Below are 22720 nucleotides of genomic sequence, written 5' to 3' on the forward strand. Positions count from 1 at the left end.
AGGAGCAGGAATGGGAAGCAAGATTACGTCCCGCAGCGCCACCAACGCCCCGAATACCAACCGGAATCAGAAGGAAATCGCGCGCCGGGCCCGCGGCCCCCTGAAGACGAACGGGTCGTCGTAGAAGGCCGGCGCTTCGTTGGGCGCCCACCAGCCCGGCACGCCCAGCACCGGCAGCGGCACGAAAGGCTTGTTGGTGAGCCAGGCGGGATCCAGCGCCGCCGCGATGGCGGCGTCGTCCAGGAAGAGCGACGGGCTGCCGCCCGGCGCCAGCAGCACATGGGCCGTGGCCGCCTTGCGCGGCGCGACCAGCTTCTCGAGCAGCGCGTGGCCGAACACCTGCAGCCGGACGTCGCGCCACAGGTCCCGCCGCGTGACGAAGAGCCGTTGCCAGTCACGCGCGAGCAGCGCCTCCCACAGGGCTGCCGGGGCGTCGAGCAGCGCACCGTTCTCGTCGAAGAGTGTCAGCGCGTCGCGCAGCGGCCCGCGCGTGGCGCCGATGCCGGCGCGCGCGATCTCCGCCGCCTGCAGTTCGTTCAGGCGCCGCTTGGCGCGCGGAAAGCGCAGCCACACCAGGCCGTTGAAGAGATCGTGCAGGTTGTCGCGCGTTGGCACGCCGGCGGTACGGAAGATGAATGCCTCGTAGGCTTCGGCGCCCGCGCTGTCGCCCGGCACGAAGCGCAGCGGCCCGGCGGCCAGGTCGATGGGCGGCGGCTCGCTCGCCAGCGCCTCGGCCACGCCGACGCCGGACGCGGTTCTGGCGGCCACCCGTTGCGCACCGGGCCCAAAGGGCGCCAGCCAGGGCGTTGTGGCGTCGACGGCCAGGCCGGCAGCCATCGCCGACTCAGGCCGGCATCGGGCCGATGTACTGCACCTTGTTGGGCGTCTTCTCGGGGGTCAGCAGGAACAGCTCGGGGTACTTCTTGAACAGCTTCGGCGAACTGGCGCTCCTGCCGAGCAGCCTGGCGGCACGCAGCCGCTCGGCGGCGACGTTGAGCTCGACCTTGTTGCCCATGCCCAGCTCGGCCACGGCCTCGAGGATGTGCAGCACGTCGTCGGGCAGCGCGGGCGGCCGCGCGACCGGCGCGGGCGCCTCGGCCTTGGTTCGCCGGGGGGCACGGGCGGCGCGCTTGGCCGCAGGCTTGGGCGCGGGCGCGGCCTTGGCGGCCGGCTTGGCTGCGGGCCGGGCGGCGGCCGCCTTCGACGACGCCGAATGGTGCTGCAGGTCGACGAAGCTGTCGTAGATCGCGACGGTCTCGTCGCCGGTCTTGCCCTGCTGTCCGATGCCGCAGACGCGGCAGCCCTTTTCGCGCAGCCGGATCACCAGCGGCGCGAAATCGGAATCCGAGGACACCAGCACCACGAGGTCCGGCCGTTCGGCGATGACCAGGTCGATGGCATCGACCGCCAGCGCGATGTCGGTGCTGTTCTTGCCGGCCGACAGGTTGACCATCGGCCGCATCGACAGCCGCTTGAAGAGCGACTGCTGCTTGAGGGCAGTCTCGGCATTGCAGTAGGCGCGGCGCACATGCACCGCGCCGTGCTCGGCCAGGGTGCGTTCGAGGGCCTGCTCGATCACGTCGGCCGACACGTTGTCGGCGTCGACCAGCAGCATCACGCGAGGGGCGCTCTTCACACCAGCCTCCAGGCCACGGTCTCGCCGCCGCGCAGGGGCTTCAGCGTGGCGTCGCCGTAGGGCACGGTCTCGGGCACGGTCCAGCTTTCGCGCCGCAGGGTCACGCGGTCGGTGTTGCGCGGCAGGCCGTAGAAGTCGGGGCCGTAGAAGCTCGCGAAGCCCTCGAGCTTGTCGAGCGCGCCCGCGTTGTCGAAGGCCTCGGCGTAGAGCTCGATCGCGGTCAGCGCGGTGTAGCAGCCGGCGCAGCCGAGCGCATGCTCCTTGAGCGCGGCCGGGTGCGGCGCGCTGTCGGTGCCGAGGAAGAAGCGGTCGCTGCCGCTGGTGGCGGCCTCGACCAGCGCCACGCGATGGGTCTCGCGCTTGAGCACCGGCAGGCAGTAGTAGTGCGGCCGGATGCCGCCGGTGAAGATCGCGTTGCGGTTGTAGAGCAGGTGGTGCGCCGTGATGGTGGCGGCGGTGAAGCGATTCGCATCGCGCACGTAGTGGGCGCCTTCCTTCGTCGTCAGGTGCTCGAACACCACCTTGAGCTCGGGGAAGTCGCGGCGCAGCGGGATCAGCACGCGGTCGATGAAGACCGCCTCGCGATCGAACAGGTCGACCGCCGGGTCGGTCACCTCGCCATGCACCAGCAGCAGCAGGCCGTGCTTCTGCATCGCCTCCAGGGTGGCGTAGGTCTTGCGGATGTCGGTCACGCCGGCATCGCTGTTGGTGGTGGCGCCCGCGGGGTAGAGCTTCAGGGCGCGCACGCCGGCCGCGGCGGCGCGCTCGATCTCGTCGGGCGGCAGCCTGTCGGTCAGGTAGAGCGACATCACCGGCTGGAAGCGGGAACCGGCGGGCAGCGCCTCGAGGATGCGGGCGCGGTAGTCGAGCGCCTGCTGCGCGGTGGTCACGGGCGGGCGCAGGTTCGGCATGATCAGCGCGCGGCCGAACTGCTGCGCCGAATGCGGCAGCACGGCCTGGAGCGCGGCGCCGTCGCGCACATGCAGGTGCCAGTCGTCGGGGCGGGTGATCGTGAGGGTGTCGGCGGGGGTGGTCATGGCGCCGATTGTCCCATCGGGGCCGCCGCCCCCCGCACCCGCTCCAGAATGAAATCGATGAAGGTCCGGATCGCCCGCGTGTGCTGCCGGTTCGGCATGTAGAGCATGTACATCCCGGTGCCGAAGATGCTGAGCCGCCAGTCGTCCAGCGTGGTCACCACATCCCCGCGCCGGACGTCGTCCAGCACCACGTAGTCGGGCACCAGCCCGATGCCCAGCCCGGCCAGGATCGCCTGGCGCAGAAACAGGAAGTTCTCCGAGATCAGCGTCGGCTCGAGGATCACCTCGCGCCGCTCCTCGCCCTGGTAGGCCGACACGCGCAGCTGGCGCCCGACGACGGCCGAGGTCACCACCGGCGCGCCCTGCAACTGGTCGAGCTGGGTCGGCAGCCCGTTCGCCTCGGCATAGCCGCGCGATGCGCAGGCCACGTAGCGCACCGGCCCGAGCTCGCGCGCCACCAGGTTCTGCGGCGGCTCGGGTATCACGCGGATCGCGATGTCGACCTCGTCGCGCAGCAGGTCCTCGATGCGGTTCTCGAACAGCACGTCGAGCACGATGCCCGGGTACATCCGCTTGAAGTCGATCAGCCAGCCCGACATCACGAGCTGGCCGTAGCCGCTCGGCACGCTGAGCCGCACCCGGCCCTGCAGGCTCTGGCCCAGCGTGGTGACCGACTCCCGGGCCGCCAGCAGCTCGCCCTGGATCGCCAGGCCGTGCTGGTACAGGCGCAGGCCGATCTCGGTCGGCTCGGCGCGCCGCGTGGTCCGGCGCACCAGCTGGGCGCCGACCGAGCGCTCGAGCTGGTTCAGGTGGTAGCTGACGTTGGCGCGGCTCATCTTGAGCCGGCGCGCGGCCGCGCTCAGGTTGCCGGCGTCGAGGATCTCGACCAGCAGGGTCAGCGATTGCAGGTCCATGGCGCCCGATTGTGTCAAAAATTCTTTGACAGTCTGTCAATGACCAATGGAATTGTCAAAGGCGGGAGCCGGATCAAGAATGCTGGGTTCATCCCGGGATGAACCGTCCTCTCAAGCATTCGGAGACACACCATGGCCCAGACCTCCCCCTCTTCCGCCTCCCCCGTGAGTTTCACGCGCCAAGCCGACGTGCTGGTCGTGACCATCGACAACCCGCCGGTGAACGCGCTGGGCGTCGACGTCCGGCGCGGCCTCGCCGCGGCAATCGCGGCGGCCGAGGCCGACGGCGAGGCCAAGGCCGTGCTGATCGTCGGTGCCGGACGCAACTTCATCGCCGGCGCCGACATCCGCGAGTTCGGCCAGACGCCGCAGCCGCCGTCGCTGCCCGAGGTCTGCGCCGCGATCGAGAACTGCAGCAAGCCCGTGGTGGCCGCGATCCAGGGCGCCGCGCTGGGCGGCGGGCTCGAGATCGCGCTGTCCGCCCACTATCGCCTGGCCGTTCCCTCGGCCAAGCTCGGCCTGCCGGAAGTCGCGCTGGGCCTGCTGCCCGGCTCGGGCGGCACGCAACGCGCGCCGCGCCTGATCGGCGCCAAGGCCGCGCTCGACCTGATTCTCAGCGGCCGCCACGCCGGCGCCAGGGAAGCACTCGCCCTCGGCCTCATCGACCGCCTGGGCGAAGGCAGCGAGGCCTTGCCCGAAGGCCTGGCCTATGCACGCGAACTGATCGCCGCCAAGGCACCAGTGCGCCGCACGCGCGACGCCCAGGCGCTGGCCGACACCGAAGCCAGCCGCGCCGCCCTCGAAGCCGCACGCGCCGACACCGCGAAGAAGAGCCGCGGCCTGTTCTCGCCGATGAAGATCATCGAAGCCGTCGAGGCCGCGCTCACGAAGCCCTTCGACGAAGGCATGGCGCTCGAGCGCCAGCTGTTCCTGCAGTGCATAGCCAGCCCGCAGCGCGCCGGCCTGATCCATGCCTTCTTCGCCGAGCGCGAAGTGCTCAAGGCCCCCGAGACCAAGAACGCCAAGCCGCGCGCCCTCGATTCGGCAGGCATCATCGGCGGCGGCACCATGGGCGCCGGCATCGCGGTGGCGATGCTCGACGCCGGCATGCCGGTCACGATGATCGAGCGCGACGATGCGCAACTCGCGCGCGGCCGCGCCAACGTCGAGAAGGTCTACGACGGCCTGGTCAAGAAGGGCCGCATGACGCCCGAGGCCAAGGACGCCGTGTTGGCGCGCTTCTCGGGCTCCACCTCCTACGATGCGCTCGCCCAGGCCGACATCGCGGTCGAGGCGGTGTTCGAGGACATGGCGGTCAAGAAGGCCGTGTTCGCCGAACTCGACCGCGTCTGCAAGCCCGGCGCGGTGCTGGCCACCAACACCTCCTACCTCGACATCGACGAGATCGCGGCCAGCGTCTCGCGTCCCGGCGACGTGGTCGGCCTGCACTTCTTCTCGCCTGCCAACATCATGAAGCTGCTCGAGATCGTGGTGCCGGCCCAGGTCAGCGCCGACGTGGTCGCGACCGGCTTCGAACTGGCGAAGAAGCTCAAGAAGGTGCCGGTGCGCGCGGGCGTGTGCGACGGCTTCATCGGCAACCGCATCCTGGCCGTGTACCGCCAGGCGGCCGACCACATGATGGAAGACGGCGCCTCGCCCTACCAGATCGACGAAGCGGTGCGGAACTTCGGCTACCCGATGGGCCCGTTCCAGGTCTCGGACCTGGCCGGCGGCGACATCGGCTGGGCCACGCGCAAGCGCAAGGCCGCCACGCGCGACCCGAAGGCGCGCTACGTGCAGGTGGCCGACCGCATCTGCGAGCGCGGCTGGTTCGGCCAGAAGACCCAGCGCGGCTACTACCTCTACCCCGAAGGCGCACGCACCGGCCAGCCCGACCCCGAGGTGCTGGCGATCATCGACGCCGAGCGCCAGCGCGCCGGCATCACGCCGCGCAGCTTCAGCGAGGACGAGATCATGCGCCGCTACATGGCGGCCATGATCAACGAGGGCGCCAACGTCGTGCACCAGCGCATCGCGCTCAGGCCGCTCGACGTCGACGTCACCTTCCTGTACGGCTACGGCTTCCCGCGCTTCCGCGGCGGGCCCATGAAGTACGCCGACATGGTGGGCCTGCCGAAGGTGCTGGCCGACATCCAGGAGTTCGCCAAGCAGGACCCGGTGTTCTGGAAGCCATCGCCGCTGTTGGTCGAACTGGTCGAGCGCGGCGCCGATTTCTCGAGTCTGAATCAATCCGAATAAGGAGACCCACCATGCGCGAAGCCGTCATCGTTTCCACCGCCCGCACCCCACTCACCAAGGCGCACCGCGGCGAGTTCAACATCACCTCCGGCGCCACGCTGGCCGCCTTCGCGGTGCGCGCCGCGGTCGAGCGCTCGGGCCTGGACCCGGCGCTGATCGAGGACGCGATCCTCGGCTGCGGCTATCCCGAAGGCACGACCGGGCGCAACATCGCGCGCCAGAGCATCATCCGCGCCGGCCTGCCGATCTCGATCGCCGGCACCACGGTCAACCGCTTCTGCGCCTCGGGCCTGCAGGCGATCGCGATGGCGGCGGGCCGCATCGTGGTCGACGGCGCACCGGCCATGATCGCGGGCGGCGTGGAGAGCATCTCGCAGATCCGCACCCGAAGCGCCACCGACAGCGGCGACAACGGCATGGACCCATGGATCGTCGAACACAAGCCCGCGCTCTACATGGCGATGATCGAGACCGCCGACATCGTGGCCCAGCGCTACGGCATCGGCCGCGAGGCGCAGGACCGCTTCTCCGCCGAGAGCCAGCGCAAGACCGAAGAGGCCCAACTGGCCGGCCGCTACAAGGAAGAGATCGTGGCCTGCACCACGACGATGGCCGTGACCGACAAGGAGACCAAGGCCGTCACGCAGCGCGAAGTGACCGCCACCGAGGACAACTGCAACCGCCGCGGCACCACCTACGAGGCACTCGCCAAGCTGCAGCCCGTGATGGGCGCCGACAAGTTCGTCACCGCGGGCAACGCCTCGCAGCTGTCCGATGGCGCCTCGGCCTGCGTGCTGATGGAAGCCAGGGACGCCGAACGCGCCAACCTGAAGCCGCTCGGCGCCTTCCGCGGCCTTGCGGTGGCCGGCTGCGAGCCCGACGAGATGGGCATCGGCCCGGTGTTCGCGGTGCCCAAGCTGCTGGCGCGCCACGGCCTCAAGGTCGACGACATCGACCTGTGGGAGCTCAACGAGGCCTTCGCCTCACAGTCGATCTACTGCCAGGAGAAGCTCGGCATCCCGGCCGAGCGGCTCAACGTCGACGGTGGCGCGATCTCGATCGGCCATCCCTTCGGCATGACCGGCGCGCGGCTCGCGGGCCACGTGCTGATCGAAGGCAAGCGGCGCGGCGCCAAGTACGCGGTGGTGACGATGTGCATCGCGGGCGGAATGGGTGCAGCCGGCTTGTTTGAAATCTACTGAGGGATCGGCGATGGACCTGAACTTCACTCCCGAAGAGGAAGCCTTCCGCAGCGAGGTGCGCGCCTTCCTGGCCGACACGCTGCCGACCCGCCTTTCCGACAAGGTCGCCACCGGCAAGCATTTGTCCAAGGCCGACATGCAGGAATGGCACGCCATCCTCAACGCCCGCGGCTGGCTCGCCAACCACTGGCCCGAACAGTACGGCGGGCCCGGCTGGACCGCCGTCCAGAAGTTCATCTTCGAGAACGAATGCGCGCTGGCCCATGCGCCGCGCATCCTGCCCTTCGGCGTCAACATGCTCGGCCCGGTGCTGATCAAGTACGGCAACGAGGCGCAGAAGCGCCACTGGCTGCCGCGCATCCTCGACGGCTCCGACTGGTGGTGCCAGGGCTACTCGGAGCCCGGCGCGGGTTCCGACCTGGCCTCGGTCAAGACCCAGGCGGTGCGCGGCGTCGACGCCCAGGGCGACCACTACATCGTCAATGGCCAGAAGACCTGGACCACGCTCGGCCAGCACGCCGACATGATCTTCTGCCTGGTGCGCACCAACCGCGAGGCCAAGAAGCAGGAGGGCATCAGCTTCCTCCTGATCGACATGAAGTCGCCCGGCGTCGAGGTGCGACCGATCATCACGCTCGATGGGGAGCACGAGGTCAACGAGGTGTTCTTCTCGGACGTGCGGGTGCCGGCCGGGAACCTGGTCGGCGAGGAAGACAAGGGCTGGACCTGCGCCAAGTACCTGCTGACCTACGAGCGCACCAACATCGCGGGCGTCGGCTTCTCGGTGGCCGCGATGGCGCAGCTCAAGGCGATCGCCGCAAGGCAACGCAAGAACGGCCGCCCGCTGGCCGAGGACCCGGCCTTCGCCGCCCGAATGGCCAAGGTCGAGATCGACCTCGAGAACATGAAGACCACCAACCTGCGCGTGATCGCGGCCGTGGCCGGCGGCGGCGTGCCGGGCGCCGAGAGCTCGATGCTCAAGATCCGCGGCACCGAGATCCGCCAGGAGATCTCCTCGCTGGCGCGGCGCGCGATGGGCCCGCAGGCGCGGCCTTTTGTCGCCGAGGCGCTCGAGGAAGGCTTCGACGGGCAGCCCTTCGGCCCGCCTTATGCCGCGGCTGCGGCGGCGCGCTACTTCAACAACCGCAAGCTGTCGATCTTCGGCGGCTCGAACGAGATCCAGAAGAACATCATTTCGAAAATGATCCTGGGACTCTGAAAGTAAAGCCATGAACTTCGAACACAGCGAAGACCGGCGCATGCTCGCCGACAGCCTGAACCGCTTCATCGCGGAACAGTACGCCTTCGAGACCCGCGACCGCATCGCGAAGTCGCCCGAGGGCTTCAGCGACCACATCTGGCGCCAGTTCGCCGAACTCGGCGTGATCGGCGCGCTGTTCAGCGAGGCCAACGGCGGCTTCGGCGGCGCCGGCTTCGACATCGCGGTGGTCTTCGAAGCACTGGGCCGCGGCCTGGTGGTCGAGCCGCTGCTCGGCGCCGTGATGGCCGGCGAGGCAATCTCCGCTTCGGGCAGCGCGGCGCAAAAAGCCCTGCTCGCCGAGATCATCGGCGGCACCACGATCGCGGCCCTCGCGCACGACGAAGCCGAAAGCCACTACGAGCTCTCGCGCGTGCAGACCCGTGCCGAACGCAGCGGCGACGGCTGGATGCTCGATGGCGCCAAGGCCGTGGTGCAGCATGGCGCGCAGGCGAACCTGTTCGTGGTCTCGGCACGCAGCGCGGGCGCGGTCGACGACGAAGCCGGCATCTCGCTGTTCCTGGTGCCCGCCAGGACGCCGGGCCTCTCGGTGCGCGACTGCCCCGCGATCGACGGCGGCCGCGTGGCGGAACTCGCTTTCGACAAGCTCAAGCTCGGCGCCGGGGCGCTGCTCGGGACCGAAGGCCAGGGCCACGCCACGCTGGAACGCGCCGTCGCCCGCGGCCTGCTGGCTCTCTGCGCCGAATCGCTCGGCGCCATGGAAGCGGCCAAGACCGCGACACTGGAGTACCTTCGCACGCGCAAGCAGTTCGGCCTGCTGATCGGCAGCTTCCAGGCGCTGCAGCACCGCATGGCCGACCTGCTGCTCGAGATCGAGCAGGCCCGCTCGGCCGTGATCAACGCCGCGGCCGCGCTCGACGCCGATCGACTGACGCGCGAACGCGCACTGTCGGCGGCCAAGTACAGCATCGGCCGCATCGGCGCGCGGGTCGCCGAGGAAAGCATCCAGCTGCACGGCGGCATCGGCATGACCTGGGAACTGCCGCTGGCCCATTACGCCAAGCGCCTGGTCATGATCGACCACCAGCTCGGCGACGAGGACCACCACCTGCAGCGCTACATCGCGCTCGGCAAGGAGGTCCAGGGATGAACGGCGCGCTGCCGCTCGCGGGCGTCCGCGTGCTCGACCTCTCTCGCATCCTGGCCGGCCCCTGGTGCGGCATGGTGCTGGCCGATTTCGGCGCCGAGGTGATCAAGGTCGAGCATCCCGAGCGCGGCGACGACACGCGCGACTGGGGCCTGCGGGTCGGCAACACCGAGACCGCCTACTTCAACAGCGTCAACCGCAACAAGCGCTCGGTCGGCATCGACCTGCAGACGCCGGAGGGCCAGGAGATCGTGCGCGAGCTGGTCAAGAAGAGCGACGTGCTGATCCAGAACTTCAAGTTCGGCGGCATCGACAAGCTCGGCCTCGGCTACGAGGCGCTGCGCGAGATCAATCCCGGGCTGGTCTACTGCTCGATCTCGGGCTACGACCGCACTGGCCCCGAGGCCGCGCGCCCCGGCTACGACCTGGTGGTGCAGGGCGAGGCCGGCCTGATGGCGCTCAACGGCGAGGCCGACCAGCCGCCGCTCAAGTTCGGCGTCGCCGCGGTCGACCTGTTCACCGGCATGTACTCGGCGCAGGCCATCCTGGCCGCGCTGTTCGAACGCCAGAAGACCGGCAGGGGCCGGCACATCGAGATGGCGCTGTTCGACTGCGGCCTGATGATCACGGCCTACTACGGCCTCGAGGCACTGCTGATGGGCGAGGACCCGCCGCGCTACGGCAACGCCCATCCGTCGATCGTCCCCTATGGGGTGTTCGACGCCGAGGACGGCCCGCTGGTGATCACGGTCGGCAACAACAGCCAGTTCGCGCGCTTCTGCTCCGAGGTGATCGAGCGCCCCGACCTGGCGGCCGACGAGCGCTTCAAGACCAACATCCTGCGTTCCGCGAACCGCGAGATGCTGATGCCGGAGATCAATCGCGAGCTCGGCAAGCGCAAGCGCCGCGCCCTGCTCGAGCAGCTGACCCGTTCGGGCATCCCCTGCGGCGAAGTGCTCGGACTGCTCGAGGCGCTGCAATCGAAGCGCGCCACCGATGCCGGCCTGGTGACCACGCAGCCGCATCCGGTGGCCGGCAAGGTCAACGTGCTGGCGCCGCCCTACCGCTTCGACGGCGAGCGGCTACCGGTGCGCAGCGCGCCGCCGCAGCTCGGCGAAGGCACGCACGAGGTGCTGCAGTCGCTGCTCGGGCTGTCCGACGACAAGCTCTCCCAACTGAAATCCAACGGTGTCCTTTGACACCATCGAACCGCACCCCATGTCCTTTCGCTTTTCCGCTTCCGTTCGCAATCCGGCGCGCCGCGCGCTGCTCGCCCTCGCACTGCCACTGATCGCGGGCAGCGCCATTGCCCAGGCCTTTCCGACCAAGCCGATCACGATCATCGTGCCCTTCCCGGCCGGCGGTCCGACCGACGTCGCGACGCGCATCATCGGCCAGAAGATCGCCGAAGGGCTCAAGCAGCCGGTGCTGATCGACAACCGCGGCGGCGCTTCGGGCACCATCGGCGCGGCCGCCGCGGCCAAGGCGGCGCCGGACGGCTACACGCTCGTGATGCTGGCCACGCCGACGCTGCTGGCCGGCCACCTCTACGGCCCCACCAGCTACGACATCTTCAAGAACTTCACGCCGGTCGGCACCACCTACGACCTGCCGATCGTGATGGTCGTCAACCCCAAGGCGCTGCCCGAGGTCACGGGCCTGCAGCAGCTGATCGCCAAGGCCAAAGCCGACGGCGGCAAGTTCAACTACACCACCGCGGGCGCCGGCAGCTTCGGCCACCTGACGACCGAGAGCCTCAAGAACGTGGGCAAGTTCGAGATGCAGCACGTGCCCTACCGCGGCAGCGCGCCGGCCGTGACCGACCTGATCGGCGGCCAGGTGCCGATGATGTTCTCGGACCTGATCGCAGTGCTGCCGCACATCCGCTCGGGCACCTTGCGCCCGATCGCGGTCGGGTCGTCCAGGCGTCTGAGCCTGCTGCCCGAGGTGAAGACCGTGGCCGAGCAGGGCTTCCCCGGCTTCGATGCCACCTCGTGGGGCGGTATGCTGGCGCCGGCCGACACGCCCAAGGAGGTGGTCGCCCGCCTGAATGCCGAGCTCAAGAAGGCGCTGTCCGACAAGGACGTGCAGCAGAAGCTCGAAGGCGTCGGCACCTTCGCGGCCTTCCAGACGCCCGAGCAGATGGCCAGCCGCATGCGCCAGGACTACGAGCGCTGGGGCAAGGTGATCCGCGACAACGACATCAAGAACCAGTAGCCGCGGTAGTCGCCGGGACCGACCCGGCGCATGATGGCAGTCAGAAAAACGCAGGAGACAGGACCCATGAGCCGCCACAGCGAACCCCGGGCCGCAGCGCCCTTCAGCGCATCGTTTCCGATTCACAGCCTCGACGACATCCGCCGGCTCGAGGCCACGCCGCTGGCCGAGGCGCTCACGGTGCGCAGCACCTACGAGATCTTCCGCAATGCCGGGGCAGCCTTCGGCGACCAGACGGCGCTGACCTTCCTGCGCACCGGCGATCCGGACGACGAACCGATCCGCTGGTCCTACGCCCAGCTGCTGGCCGGCATCCACCAGACCGCGAACCTGCTGCACCGGCTCGGCGTCGGCCCCGAGGACGCGGTGGCCGTGCTGCTGCCCGGCTGCCTGGACTACCACCTGGCGTTGTGGGGCGGCGAGGCGGCCGGCATCGTGCAGCCGCTCAACCCGCTGCTGACCGACGACAAGCTGGTCGCGCTGATGACCGCGGGCCGGGCCAAGGTGCTGATCGCCTACGGCTCCGATGCCGATTCGGGCATGTGGGCCAAGGCGATGCGGTTGCGCGGCCAGGTGCCGACGCTGACGACGGTGCTGCGCGTGGCGCCGCACGACGAGGCGCCGGGCAGCGCGGGCGAACTGCCCGCCGGCGTGGCCGACTTCGGCGCCCTGCGCGCCGCCGAGCCCGACGACCGGCTCGTGAGCGGCCGCGACATCGCGCCGGGCGACATCGCGGCCTATTTCCACACCGGCGGCACCACCGGCGCGCCCAAGCTGGCGCGCCACAGCCACGGCGCGCAGGTCTTCACCGCCTGGGCCAGCGTCAACATGACCGGCCAGGGCCCGAAGGACGCATCCATCAACGGCTACCCGCTGTTCCACGTCGCCGGCGTGCTGCCGGCGTCCCTGGCCTCGCTGTCGGCCGGCGTCGAAGTGATCATTCCGACCACCGCCTTGCTGCGCAACAAGCAGGTGCTGGCCAACTACTGGCGGCTGGTCGAGAAGTACCGGCCGACCTCGCTGTCGGCGGTGCCCACGGTGCTGGCGGCGCTGGCCAACGTGCCGCTGGCGGGCGCCGACATCTCCTCGATCCACTACTGCCGCACCGGCGCCGCGGTGCTCGCGCCCGAGCTCGCCGCGCGCTTCGAGCGGCTGTTCGGCCTGCATGTGCACGAGAGCCTGGGCATGACCGAGATGGCCGGCATCTCGACCATCACGCCGCCGGGCGTGGTCGGCCCCGCGGGCTGCGTCGGCTTCCGGCTGCCCTATTCGCAACTGCGCATCGTGGCGCTCGACGACAACGGCAACGCCAGCGACCGCGAGCTGCCCGTGGGCGAGCAGGGCATGGTGCTGTTCAAGTCGCCGAACCTGTTCTCGGGCTTCGTCGACCCGGCCGACAACGCGAAAGCCTTCACGGCCGACGGCTGGCTGGCCACCGGCGACCTCGGCTGGCTCGACGCCGAGGGCCGGCTCAACCTCAGCGGCCGCTCGAAGGACCTGATCATCCGCAGCGGCCACAACATCGATCCGAAGGTGATCGAGGACGCGCTCGGCGCCCACCCGGCGGTGCAGCTCTGTGCCGCGGTCGGCGCGCCCGATGCCTACGCCGGCGAGCTGCCCGTGGTGTTCGCGACGCTGATTCCCGGCGCCTCGGCGAGCGAGGCCGAACTGCTCGACTTCACGGCCGCGCGGGTCGACGAGGCGCCCGCCAAGCCGCGTTCGGTGATCGTGATCGAGACCATGCCGATGACCAATGTCGGCAAGATCTACAAGCCCGAACTGCGCGCGCTGGCCGCGCGCAAGGTGGCCGAGGCGCTTGTCGACGAGGCCTGCACCGCGCTCGGCGTCTCCGACTCGGCACGGCCGCAGGTACTGGCCGATGGCGACAGCGCCCTCAAGGTGATTGTCGATGCCGCCGGCGCGCAGGCCGAAACACTGCGGCTGCAACTGCACGACACGCTGGGTCGGCTGCCGTTCAAGACGCAAGTAATCCTGAAATAGCCCATTGAACACCCGAACCGGAGACATCCCTTGACCCCCGTACTCTCGAGCCGCCGCGCGTGGCTCTGCGCCGCCGCCCTCTGCGCCATCGCGCCTGCCCACGCGCAGCAAAGCTACCCGAACAAGCCGATCAAGATGGTGGTGCCCTTCGCCGCCGGCGGTGCCACCGACGTGCTGGCACGCGTGATCGGCGAGAAGATGGCGGCCGGCCTCGGCCAGCCGGTGATCATCGACAACAAACCCGGCGCCGCCGGCATCATCGGCACCGACGCGGTCGCCAAGGCGGCGCCGGACGGCTACACCCTCGTGCTGTCGCTGAGCAATTCGCTGCTGACCAACCAGTTCCTGTACGAGAAGCTGCCCTACGACACGCAGCGCGACCTCACGCTGGTCTACCAGATCGCGATGGCGCCGCTGGTGCTGGTGGTGCATCCGAGCGTGCCGGTCAAGACCGGCCCCGAGCTGCTCAAGTACGCGAGCGAGAACAAGGGCAAGCTGGCCTACGGCTCCTACGGCGTCGGCGCCTATCCGCACCTGGCCGGCGCCCACATGAGCCTGACGCAGAAGGCCGACATGAACCACGTCGCCTACAAGGGCGAGGCGCCGATGCTGCAGGACCTGATCGGCGGCCAGATCCAGATGGCCTATGCCAGCGCGCTGGTCGCCAAGCCGCACATCGAGGCCGGCAAGCTGAAGGCGATCGGGGTCACCGGCGAGCGCCGCATGAGCACGCTGCCCAACGTGCCGACACTGGCCGAGCAGGGGCTCAAGGACGAGGCCTACCGCGTCACCGGCTGGCTGGCCATCGCGGCGCCCGCCAACACGCCGAAGCCCATCGTGCAGCGCATCGCCGACGAGGTGCGCAAGGCAACGCAGCAGCCCGACGTGCAGGCCAAGGTCGCGGGGATGGGCTTCGAGATCAAGGACAGTTCGCCCGAGGCCTTCGCCGCCGCCTACAAGCAGGAGCGCCCGGTCTGGGAGCGCCTGATCAAGCAATCGGGCGCCAAGCTCGAATGAATTCAAATCAAGACTGAAGGAGTGCCAACCGTGAAGATTCTTGTCCCCGTCAAGCGGGTCGTCGACTACAACGTCAAGGTGCGCGTGAAGAGCGACGGCACCGGTGTCGACATTGCCAACGTGAAGATGAGCATGAACCCCTTCGACGAGATCGCGGTCGAAGAGGCGGTGCGCCTGAAGGARAAGGGCGCGGCCACCGAGATCATCGCGGTGTCCTGCGGCGACGCGAAGTGCCAGGAGACGCTGCGCACGGCGATGGCCATTGGTGCGGATCGCGGCATCCTGGTCGAGACCACCGAGGAGCTGCAGCCGCTGGCGGTGGCCAAGCTGCTGAAGGCGCTGGTCGACAAGGAGCAGCCGGGCCTGATCATCCTGGGCAAGCAGGCGATCGACGACGACGCCAACCAGACCGGCCAGATGCTGGCGGCGCTGGCCGACCTGCCGCAAGCCACCTTCGCCTCGAAAGTCGAAGTGGCCGGTGACAAGGTCAACGTGACGCGCGAAGTCGACGGCGGCCTGGAAACCATCTCGCTGTCGCTGCCCGCGGTGATCACCACCGACCTGCGCCTGAACGAGCCGCGCTACGTGACCTTGCCGAACATCATGAAGGCGAAGAAGAAGCAGCTCGATGTGGTGAAGMCTGAAGACCTGGGTGTGGATGTCAAGCCGCGCCTGAAGACCTTGAAGGTGTCCGAGCCGCCCAAGCGCGGCGCGGGCATCAAGGTGCCTGATGTCGCCACCTTGGTGGACAAGCTGAAGAACGAAGCGAAGGTAATCTGAAGAGCTTGCGGGACAGACCGCAGCGCGCAGCGCAAGCTCTGTCCCCAACTGACTAGAAAGAACGACATGACCGTACTTGTTATTGCCGAACACGACCACGCCACGCTCAAGCCGGCGACCCTCAACACCGTGACCGCGGGCCTCGCCTGCGCCAGCGGCGATGTCCACGTGCTGGTGGCCGGCGCCAACGCCGCCGAAGCCGCCAAGGCCGCGAGCCAGGTCGCGGGCGTCGCCGACAGCCCGTCTCTCGCTGAAAACCTCGCCGAGAACGTGGCCGCCCAGGTCCTGGCGATCGCCAGCAACTACAGCCACATCCTGTTCCCCTCGACCGCCAACGGCAAGAACGTCGCGCCGCGCGTGGCCGCCAAGCTCGATGTGGCGCAGATCAGCGCTGTCACCAAGGTCGACAGCCCCGACACCTTCGAGCGGCCGATCTACGCCGGCAACGCGATCGCCATCGTGCAGAGCTCGGATGCGATCAAGGTGGTGACGGTGCGCACCACGGGCTTCGATGCGGCGGCGGCCACCGGCGGCAGCGCGGCCATTGAAACCGTCGACGGCGTGGCCGACAGCGGCAAGTCGAGCTTCGTCGGCCGCGAAGTGACCAAGAGCGAACGCCCCGAACTGACGGCCGCCAAGATCATCGTCAGCGGCGGCCGGGCCCTGGGCAGCGCCGAGAAGTTCCAGGAAGTGATGGCGCCCTTGGCCGACACGCTCAACGCCGGCCTGGGCGCCAGCCGCGCCGCGGTCGACGCGGGCTACGCCCCGAACGACTGGCAAGTGGGCCAGACCGGCAAGATCGTGGCCCCGCAGCTSTACATCGCCTGCGGCATCTCGGGCGCGATCCAGCATCTGGCCGGCATGAAGGACTCCAAGGTGATCGTGGCGATCAACAAGGACGAGGAGGCGCCGATCTTCTCGGTGGCCGACTACGGCCTGGTCGCCGACCTGTTCACGGCCGTGCCGGAATTCACCCGCGAACTCAGCTAACCCGGACCACCTGGCACAACGATGCAGGCACTACCCATCACGGAGACAAGATGAAACCCCTGAAACGCATCCTCGGCGTGCTGACCGCAGCCGCCCTCCCCGTCGCCGCACAGGCCGCCTATCCCGACAAGCCAATTCGCCTGGTCGTGCCCTATGCCGCGGGCGGCCCCACCGACGCGATGGCGCGCATCCTCCAGGCGCCCCTGCAAAAGGCGCTTGGCGGCGCCACAGTGATCGTCGACAACGTGCCGGGCGTCGGGGGCGCACTCGGCGCGCAGCAGGTCCTGCGCGCACCGGCGGACGGCTACACGCTCTTCCTCGGCAACAACGGGCCCAGTGCAGTCACGCCGCTTTTGCAGAAGAACGCGGGCTTCGATCCGGTCAAGGACTTCGCGCCAGTCTCGATGGTCGCGAAGTCGACGATGGTACTCACGGTTGGCGCCGGCGTGCCGGCGAACAACATGAAATCCTTCCTCGACTGGGCGAAGAAGAACGGCGGCAGCGCCAACTATGCCAGCGCGGGCATCGGCTCGCTCGGCCACCTGGGCACTGAACTTCTGCTCAAACAGGCGGGGCTGAAGATGACGCACGTGCCCTACAAGGGCCAGGCGCCAACGCTCAATGCCCTGCTCGGCGGCGAGGTGCAGGTGCTGTTGACCACACCGACCGAGGCCATGCGCGGCCAGGTCGCCGCCGGCAAGATCAAGCTCGTCGGTGTGACCTCCGAAATTCCCTCCCCCCATGACCCGAACGCCGATGTGATCGCGAAGTCCGTTCCAGGCTTCACGCTCTATTCTTGGTTCGCCATCCTGGTCAAGGCCGGAACGCCGCCCGAGATCATCGAGCGACTGCACAACGCCATCGTCACCGCCGTCGCGTCAGACGACGTGCGCATGCGCTTTGATTCCCTCGGCGTCGACGCCGAGAGCAGCGCCCCAGCCAAGGTGATGGACTACGTGAAGCAGGACGTGTCGCGCTGGAGCGCCATCATTCGCGAGCAGAACATTCAGCCCGAATGAACGCGAGCGACCCAGCTCTCACGCACTGAGTCCACCGATCGCAATTCGCCTGGCGAAGCAGTCGCTCCATCGCGGCGAGCGCGGCGACTTGCGCGATGCGCTCGGCCGCGAGGCTGCCGCCTTCAACGTCTGCTTCGAGACCGAAGACGCAGTCGAGGGCGTTGCTGCCTTCTTCGAGAAGCGCCCGCCCCACTTCAGGGGCCGCTGACCACCGGGATGCCCGCAGTGCGCGACGCCGCGATCGTGATTCGCGGGCGCGTTGACGAGCGTGAGCCTCACCCCTTCGAGCGCGATCAGGTTGTCTGCGAGCTTGTGCTGGATCGCCCGGAGGCGGCCGCACCGAATGCAGTCCCCGCGCACGCATGGCCCATCGTCAATCGGTCCTGATCCACACGGATTTCGTCTGCATGTATTCCTCCATGTGCTGGGCACCCGACTCGCGACCATAGCCGCTCTTCTTGTAGCCGCCGAAAGGCACCGCCGGGTCCATCACCTGATAGCAATTGACCCACACCGAGCCGGCCCGAAGGCCCTTGGCGACGCGGTGCACCTTGCTCACGTCGCGCGTCCACACGCCGCTGGCCAGGCCGTAGTCGGTGTCGTTGGCGCGCCGCAGCACATCGTCGATGTCGTCGAACGGGAGCGCCGAGATCACGGGGCCGAAAATCTCCTCGCGCGCGATCTTCATCTCGTCGCTGACGCCGGCAAACACCGTCGGCTCGACGAAATAGCCGTTCGCGAGACCGTCGCGCTGGATACGCTGGCCACCGGCCACGGCCTTGGCGCCCTCTTCCTTGCCGGCCGCGAGGTAGCCGCAGACGCGGTCGAGCTGCTCCTTCGAGACCAGAGGGCCGAGTTGCGTGTCGGCATCGAGCGGATTGCCCACGCGCAGCGCGCGCGCGAATTCGGCCACCTTGTGCACGAACTCGTCGTAAACCTTGCGCTCCACGAAGAGCCGCGTGCCGGCGCTGCAGATCTGACCCGAATTGCCGAACACGGCCATCGCCGCGCCAGGCACCGCGGCATCGAGATCCGCATCGGCGAACACGATGTTGGGCGACTTTCCGCCCAGCTCCAGCGAGACGCGCTTGATGTTGCCGGCAGAGGCACGGATGATCTTCTGCCCCACCTCGGTCGAGCCGGTGAACGCCACCTTGTCCACGCCGGGGTGCGCGGCGAGCGCGGCGCCTGCGGCTCCAAGCCCGGTGACGACGTTGACCACGCCCGGCGGAATGCCCGCCTCGGCGCACAACTCGGCCAGGCGCAGCGGCGACAGCGGCGCCTGCTCGGCCGGCTTGAGCACGATGGTGCAGCCGGAGGCCAGCACGGGGCAGAGCTTCCAGATCGCGAGGCCGATCGGCCCGTTCCATGGATTGATCGCGCCGACCACGCCGACCGGCTCCTTGAGCGTGTAGCTGAAGACTTCCCCGGGGACCGAGTTCTCGATCGTCTCGCCATGGGTCGAGGTCGCCAGCCCCGCGTAGAAGCGCAGCAGTCCCACGGCGCGGCGCCGGCCGAGGAGGGTGCGCGAGATCGGCCCGCCCATGTCGAGCGTATCGAGCATCGCCAGCTCGTCGTAGTGCTGGTCGACGAGCTCCGCGAGACGCAGCATCACCTGCTGGCGGTCGAAGGGCTTGAACTTGCTCCATGGGCCGGCGAAGGCGCGGCGTGCCGCCGTCACGGCGATCGCGATGTCCTGCTCGTCGGCTTCGGCCACCTCGGCCAGCACTTCGCCGGTGCTGGGATTGAGGGTCTTGAAGGTGCGACCCGAGACTGCGGCGGCATGCTTGCCGTCGATGAACATCCGCTTGACGTTGCCGTCGAGAAAAGCCGGCAGCGCAGACTTGGCTTGCTGTTGCATGGTCGTATGCCTTTTTGAAATCGGGTTCGGAGGGGCGAAGGTCAACCGGCCTCGGCGGCGATGCCATTGTGCGCAGGCTGCGCGTCGGGCATGGCGGATGTCTTGCTGGCGGCCGACGCCGTGCCTCCACGCAGGAAGGCGGCGGCACGCTCGCCGATCATGGTGGCTGGAGCGCTGGTGTTGCCGCCCACGATGTTGGGCATGATCGAGGCGTCCGCGACGCGCAACCCCTGCACGCCATGCACACGCAGCGCCGCATCCACAACCGCCATCGGATCACTGGCAGGCCCCATCTTGCAGGTGCCCACCGGGTGGTAGGCCGTATTGACCTGGGCCCGCAACGCAGCTTCGAGACGCGCATCGTCCTGAACCTGTGCGCCGGGCTCGATCTCACCGCCCGAGAAGGGCGCCAGTGCCGAGGTGCCGAAGATGCGGCGCGCCTCGCGCACGCCGCGCACCAGGGTTGCCATGTCGGCCGCATCCTCGAGGAAGTCCGGATGCATCACGGGCTTGGCCGCCGGATCGGCCGACGCGAGCTCCAGATGACCGCGCGAGACGGGCCGCAGCAGTTGCACCAGCACCATGAAGCCATGGTCGCGCGGGATGACGCGGGCATTGCCCTTGAGCCCGACGAGGAAAGTCATCTGCACGTCGGGCCGGTCGAGGCCGGGCAGCGTGCGCACGAAGCCGCCGGCCTCCGCCGCGTTCGAAGACAGCATGCCGGTGCGGCCGAACAGGTAGCGCAGCGGACTCCACGCCATGCGCGGCCAGGACTTCATCGACAGCGCGTACGACTCGCCGCCCGGGTTGCTGTGCGAGACGAACACGGTGGGATGGTCCTGCAGGTTGTGGCCCACGCCGGGCAAGGCGTGCTTGACCGATATGCCCATGCGCCGCAGGTGCGCCTCGGGGCCGATGCCCGAGAGCATCAGCAGCTGCGGCGAGTTCACCGCGCCGCCGCAGAGCACCACCTCGGACGACGCGCGCAGCAGGCGCCGCTGGCCCTCGTGCACGATGCGCGCGCCCACCGCGCGGCCGCCTTCCAGTTCGATCTTCTCCACCAGCGCATCGGCGAACACCGTGAGGTTGGGCCGGCCCAGCGCGGGATGGAGGAAGGCGCGCGAGTTGCTGAGCCTGACGCCGTCGCGCTGGTTGAGCTCATAGATGCCGAAGCCGTCCTGCTCGGCCCCATTGAAATCGTCTCTGCGGCGGTGGCCGGCTTCGACGGCGGCATCGACGAAAGCCCGCGAGAGCACGTTGGGCGAGCGCGGCAGGCTCACATCGAGCTCGCCGCCGGTGCCGTGATACGCCGAGCCGCCTGCGTGACGCTTCTCGTGTTGGCGAAACACGGGCAACACGTCGTCGTAGCCCCAGCCCGGATTGCCGAGCGCTGCCCATTCGTCGTAGTCCAGGCGGTGGCCGCGGATGTAGACCGAGCCGTTGACCGAGCTGCAGCCGCCGAACAGCTTGCCACGCGGGCAGCCAATGGTGCGGTGGTCGACGGCAGCGCCGCCCGTGAACGAGTGCTGCCAGTTGTAGCGCGCATGCGGCAGCAGGAAGACATTGCCGATCGGCAGCGCGGTCTTGAGGTTGACCGGAAACCGCCGGTCCGACGGCCCGGCCTCGATCAGCGCGACGCGAACGGACGGGTCGGCCGTCAACCGGTTCGCAACCACGCAGCCGGCCGAGCCGGCGCCGATCACGACGTAGTCGAAGCCCTGGGGTACGCGCGTCATGCGGTCAGTCTCCTTTTTGTGGAATGCTTGCGGTCACAGACCCGTCGACGGGTCAAAGCGCGATCCGCCCATGCGGATGCGTGCTGCTCACCCCGCCATCGACCGCATACCACTGGCCGGTGACGAAGGAGCTGTCGTCGCTCGCAAGGAAAGCGGCCATGGCGGCGATCTCTTCCGGCCGGCCGGCGCGCTTCATCGGCGTCATGTGGCCGATCCGCGCTTGCACGCCGCGCTCGCGCGCCTGCTCGAACACCTTGCGCGTCATCTGGGTCTCGACCAGCCCGGGCAGGATCGCGTTGACCCGCACGCCCGTGCCGGCGAAGGCATTGGCCGCCGTCTGCGTCAGGCTGTTGACCGCCGCCCTGCTCGCGCTGTAGGAGATGGCGCCCGCATTGGCCCGCAACGACGCCGCCGAGGAGGTCAGGATGATCGAGCCGCTGCCCTGTGCCGTCATGTGCCGGCCCGCGTGCTTGACGGCGAGGAAGCAGCTGACGGTGTTGATGCGCCAGACTTCGTTCCACTCGTCGACGGACTGCTCGAGCAGCGGGGTGTTGGTGCCGGGCGTCGCCGCATTGGCGAAGAAGATGTCGAGCCCGCCGAACTCGGCCACGCAGCGCGCCACCATCGCCTCGACCATCGCCTCCTGCGTGGCGTCGGCCACCATCGCGAGGGCCCGGCCGCCGGCCGCGCGTATCAGGGCGACCGTCTCCTCGGTGTTTGCGCTGCTGCGGCCGACGACCAGCACCGAGGCGCCTTCCTGCGCGAAGCGCAGCGCGCTGGCGCGGCCGATGCCGCTGCCCGCGCCGGTGATCACGGCACGCTTGCCGTCGAGTCTGTTCATGGGTGTCTCCCGCGAATGTGTGGGGGTGGCGTTCAGCGCGCGGCGATGGTCCAGCCGCCATCGGCGACGATCTCCGCGCCCTGCACGTATCGGCTGTCGTCGCTCGCCAGGAAGGCGGCGACCGCGGCGATCTCCTGCGGCTCGCCGAAACGGCCCAGCGGCATCGCGGACAGGCGCGTGGCGAGGGTCGCGTGGTCGAACTGTGCGATCGATGCCGGCGTGCCGATCATGCCGGGCACGATCGCGTTCACCCGGATGCGGTGCGGGCTCAGCTCGACCGCCGACGCCCGGGTCAGGCCGAGCACGCCGGCCTTCATGGCCGCATAAGCCATCGAATGCGTCATCGCCTGCAGGGCGGAGGTGGAGCTGAGGTTGATGATCGCGCCGGCGCCGCGGCGCTTCATCTGCGGCACCGCGGCCTGCGTGGTCCAGATCAGGCCCTTGAGCCCGACATCGAACATGCGCGCGACGGCTTCCTCGTCGACCTCCGCCAGCGGCTGGAAGCGCGCCCAGACCGCGTTGTTGACCAGCACACCGACCGGTGCCGCGAAGTCGCGCTCGACCGCCTCGAAGGCCGCGGCGACGGCTTCGCGCCGACCGACGTCGGCCGCATAGCCGCGCGCCTCGATGCCGCGCTCGACCAGGCCGGCCACGGTTTCCCGCAGGCGCGCCGCGCCGACATCCAGGCAGGCGATGCGGCCGCCTTCGGCCGCGAAGCGCTCGACGATGGCGAGGCCGATGCCGCGCGCCGCGCCGGTCACGACGCACACGGTGCCGGCCAGCCGGCGCGCGGCGGCGGGGTCTGCGGCGMCGGTCATCGCCGGGCGGCCTCGCCCTGCAGCAT

At 69.2% G+C, this 22720-nt stretch carries 19 protein-coding genes; 11 read left to right on the forward strand and 8 right to left on the reverse strand.

Annotated elements, in window-relative coordinates; genetic code table 11:
* Positions 1–66: 66 nt before the first annotated feature.
* The 4 genes from AC1DYD_RS13980 to AC1DYD_RS13995 are packed head-to-tail and all read right to left on the reverse strand — an operon-like array spanning position 67 to position 3587.
* Positions 67–837, reverse strand: a complete 771-nt coding sequence (locus AC1DYD_RS13980) for a DUF3025 domain-containing protein (protein ID WP_478173341.1) — start codon at positions 835–837, stop codon at positions 67–69.
* Between the two features lie 7 nt (positions 838–844).
* A complete protein-coding gene (locus AC1DYD_RS13985) occupies positions 845–1636 on the reverse strand; it encodes an NYN domain-containing protein (RefSeq protein WP_478173342.1) in 792 nt (263 codons plus the stop codon).
* Complete coding sequence (gene pyrC / locus AC1DYD_RS13990) at positions 1633–2673, reverse strand: dihydroorotase (RefSeq protein WP_478173343.1); 1041 nt, start codon at positions 2671–2673, stop codon at positions 1633–1635. The genes AC1DYD_RS13985 and pyrC overlap by 4 nt, the downstream gene beginning before the upstream one ends.
* Entirely contained in the window at positions 2670–3587 is a 918-nt protein-coding gene (locus AC1DYD_RS13995; RefSeq protein ID WP_478173344.1) for a LysR family transcriptional regulator, read from the reverse strand. Before AC1DYD_RS13995 ends, pyrC begins: the two co-directional genes overlap by 4 nt.
* Before the next feature lie 132 nt (positions 3588–3719).
* Here AC1DYD_RS13995 and AC1DYD_RS14000 point away from each other — a divergent pair, with 132 nt between their 5' ends.
* From AC1DYD_RS14000 to AC1DYD_RS14050, 11 genes are all read left to right on the forward strand, one after another.
* On the forward strand, positions 3720–5846 hold the full coding sequence (locus AC1DYD_RS14000) for a 3-hydroxyacyl-CoA dehydrogenase NAD-binding domain-containing protein (protein ID WP_478173345.1): 2127 nt from the start codon (positions 3720–3722) through the stop codon (positions 5844–5846).
* An 11-nt stretch (positions 5847–5857) separates the two neighbouring features.
* Positions 5858–7048, forward strand: a complete 1191-nt coding sequence (locus AC1DYD_RS14005; protein ID WP_478173346.1) for an acetyl-CoA C-acyltransferase — start codon at positions 5858–5860, stop codon at positions 7046–7048.
* Positions 7049–7058: 10 nt separating this feature from the next.
* Positions 7059–8267: an acyl-CoA dehydrogenase family protein gene (locus AC1DYD_RS14010; RefSeq protein WP_478173347.1), complete on the forward strand. Its 1209-nt coding sequence runs from the start codon at positions 7059–7061 to the stop codon at positions 8265–8267.
* A gap of 10 nt (positions 8268–8277) precedes the next feature.
* Positions 8278–9417, forward strand: a complete 1140-nt coding sequence (locus AC1DYD_RS14015; RefSeq protein ID WP_478173348.1) for an acyl-CoA dehydrogenase family protein — start codon at positions 8278–8280, stop codon at positions 9415–9417.
* A complete protein-coding gene (locus AC1DYD_RS14020) occupies positions 9414–10613 on the forward strand; it encodes a CaiB/BaiF CoA transferase family protein (protein ID WP_478173349.1) in 1200 nt (399 codons plus the stop codon). Before AC1DYD_RS14015 ends, AC1DYD_RS14020 begins: the two co-directional genes overlap by 4 nt.
* Positions 10614–10632: 19 nt before the next feature.
* Positions 10633–11631: a Bug family tripartite tricarboxylate transporter substrate binding protein gene (locus tag AC1DYD_RS14025; RefSeq protein ID WP_478173350.1), complete on the forward strand. Its 999-nt coding sequence runs from the start codon at positions 10633–10635 to the stop codon at positions 11629–11631.
* Between the two features lie 66 nt (positions 11632–11697).
* The gene (locus tag AC1DYD_RS14030; RefSeq protein WP_478173351.1) at positions 11698–13632 is read left to right on the forward strand and encodes an acyl-CoA synthetase; all 1935 of its coding nucleotides are present in this window, start codon (positions 11698–11700) and stop codon (positions 13630–13632) included.
* Between the two features lie 30 nt (positions 13633–13662).
* Complete coding sequence (locus AC1DYD_RS14035; protein ID WP_478173352.1) at positions 13663–14649, forward strand: Bug family tripartite tricarboxylate transporter substrate binding protein; 987 nt, start codon at positions 13663–13665, stop codon at positions 14647–14649.
* A gap of 30 nt (positions 14650–14679) precedes the next feature.
* Positions 14680–15429 (forward strand): electron transfer flavoprotein subunit beta/FixA family protein, encoded by a 750-nt coding sequence (locus tag AC1DYD_RS14040; RefSeq protein ID WP_478173353.1) that lies wholly within the window; start codon positions 14680–14682, stop codon positions 15427–15429.
* Positions 15430–15495: 66 nt separating this feature from the next.
* On the forward strand, positions 15496–16419 hold the full coding sequence (locus AC1DYD_RS14045) for an electron transfer flavoprotein subunit alpha/FixB family protein (protein WP_478173354.1): 924 nt from the start codon (positions 15496–15498) through the stop codon (positions 16417–16419).
* A gap of 50 nt (positions 16420–16469) precedes the next feature.
* Entirely contained in the window at positions 16470–17438 is a 969-nt protein-coding gene (locus AC1DYD_RS14050; RefSeq protein ID WP_478173355.1) for a Bug family tripartite tricarboxylate transporter substrate binding protein, read from the forward strand.
* Between the two features lie 373 nt (positions 17439–17811).
* Here AC1DYD_RS14050 and AC1DYD_RS14055 read toward each other — a convergent pair whose 3' ends face one another.
* The 4 genes from AC1DYD_RS14055 to AC1DYD_RS14070 form a co-directional block, all read right to left on the reverse strand.
* On the reverse strand, positions 17812–19299 hold the full coding sequence (locus AC1DYD_RS14055; protein ID WP_478173356.1) for an aldehyde dehydrogenase family protein: 1488 nt from the start codon (positions 19297–19299) through the stop codon (positions 17812–17814).
* A gap of 41 nt (positions 19300–19340) precedes the next feature.
* Entirely contained in the window at positions 19341–21035 is a 1695-nt protein-coding gene (locus AC1DYD_RS14060; protein ID WP_478173357.1) for a GMC family oxidoreductase, read from the reverse strand.
* A gap of 52 nt (positions 21036–21087) precedes the next feature.
* On the reverse strand, positions 21088–21876 hold the full coding sequence (locus tag AC1DYD_RS14065; RefSeq protein WP_478173358.1) for an SDR family NAD(P)-dependent oxidoreductase: 789 nt from the start codon (positions 21874–21876) through the stop codon (positions 21088–21090).
* A 32-nt stretch (positions 21877–21908) separates the two neighbouring features.
* The coding region (locus AC1DYD_RS14070) for an SDR family NAD(P)-dependent oxidoreductase (protein ID WP_478173359.1) at positions 21909–22720 on the reverse strand (812 nt) is incomplete at its 5' end.

The organism is Variovorax sp. P4_B11 (assembly GCF_056402355.1).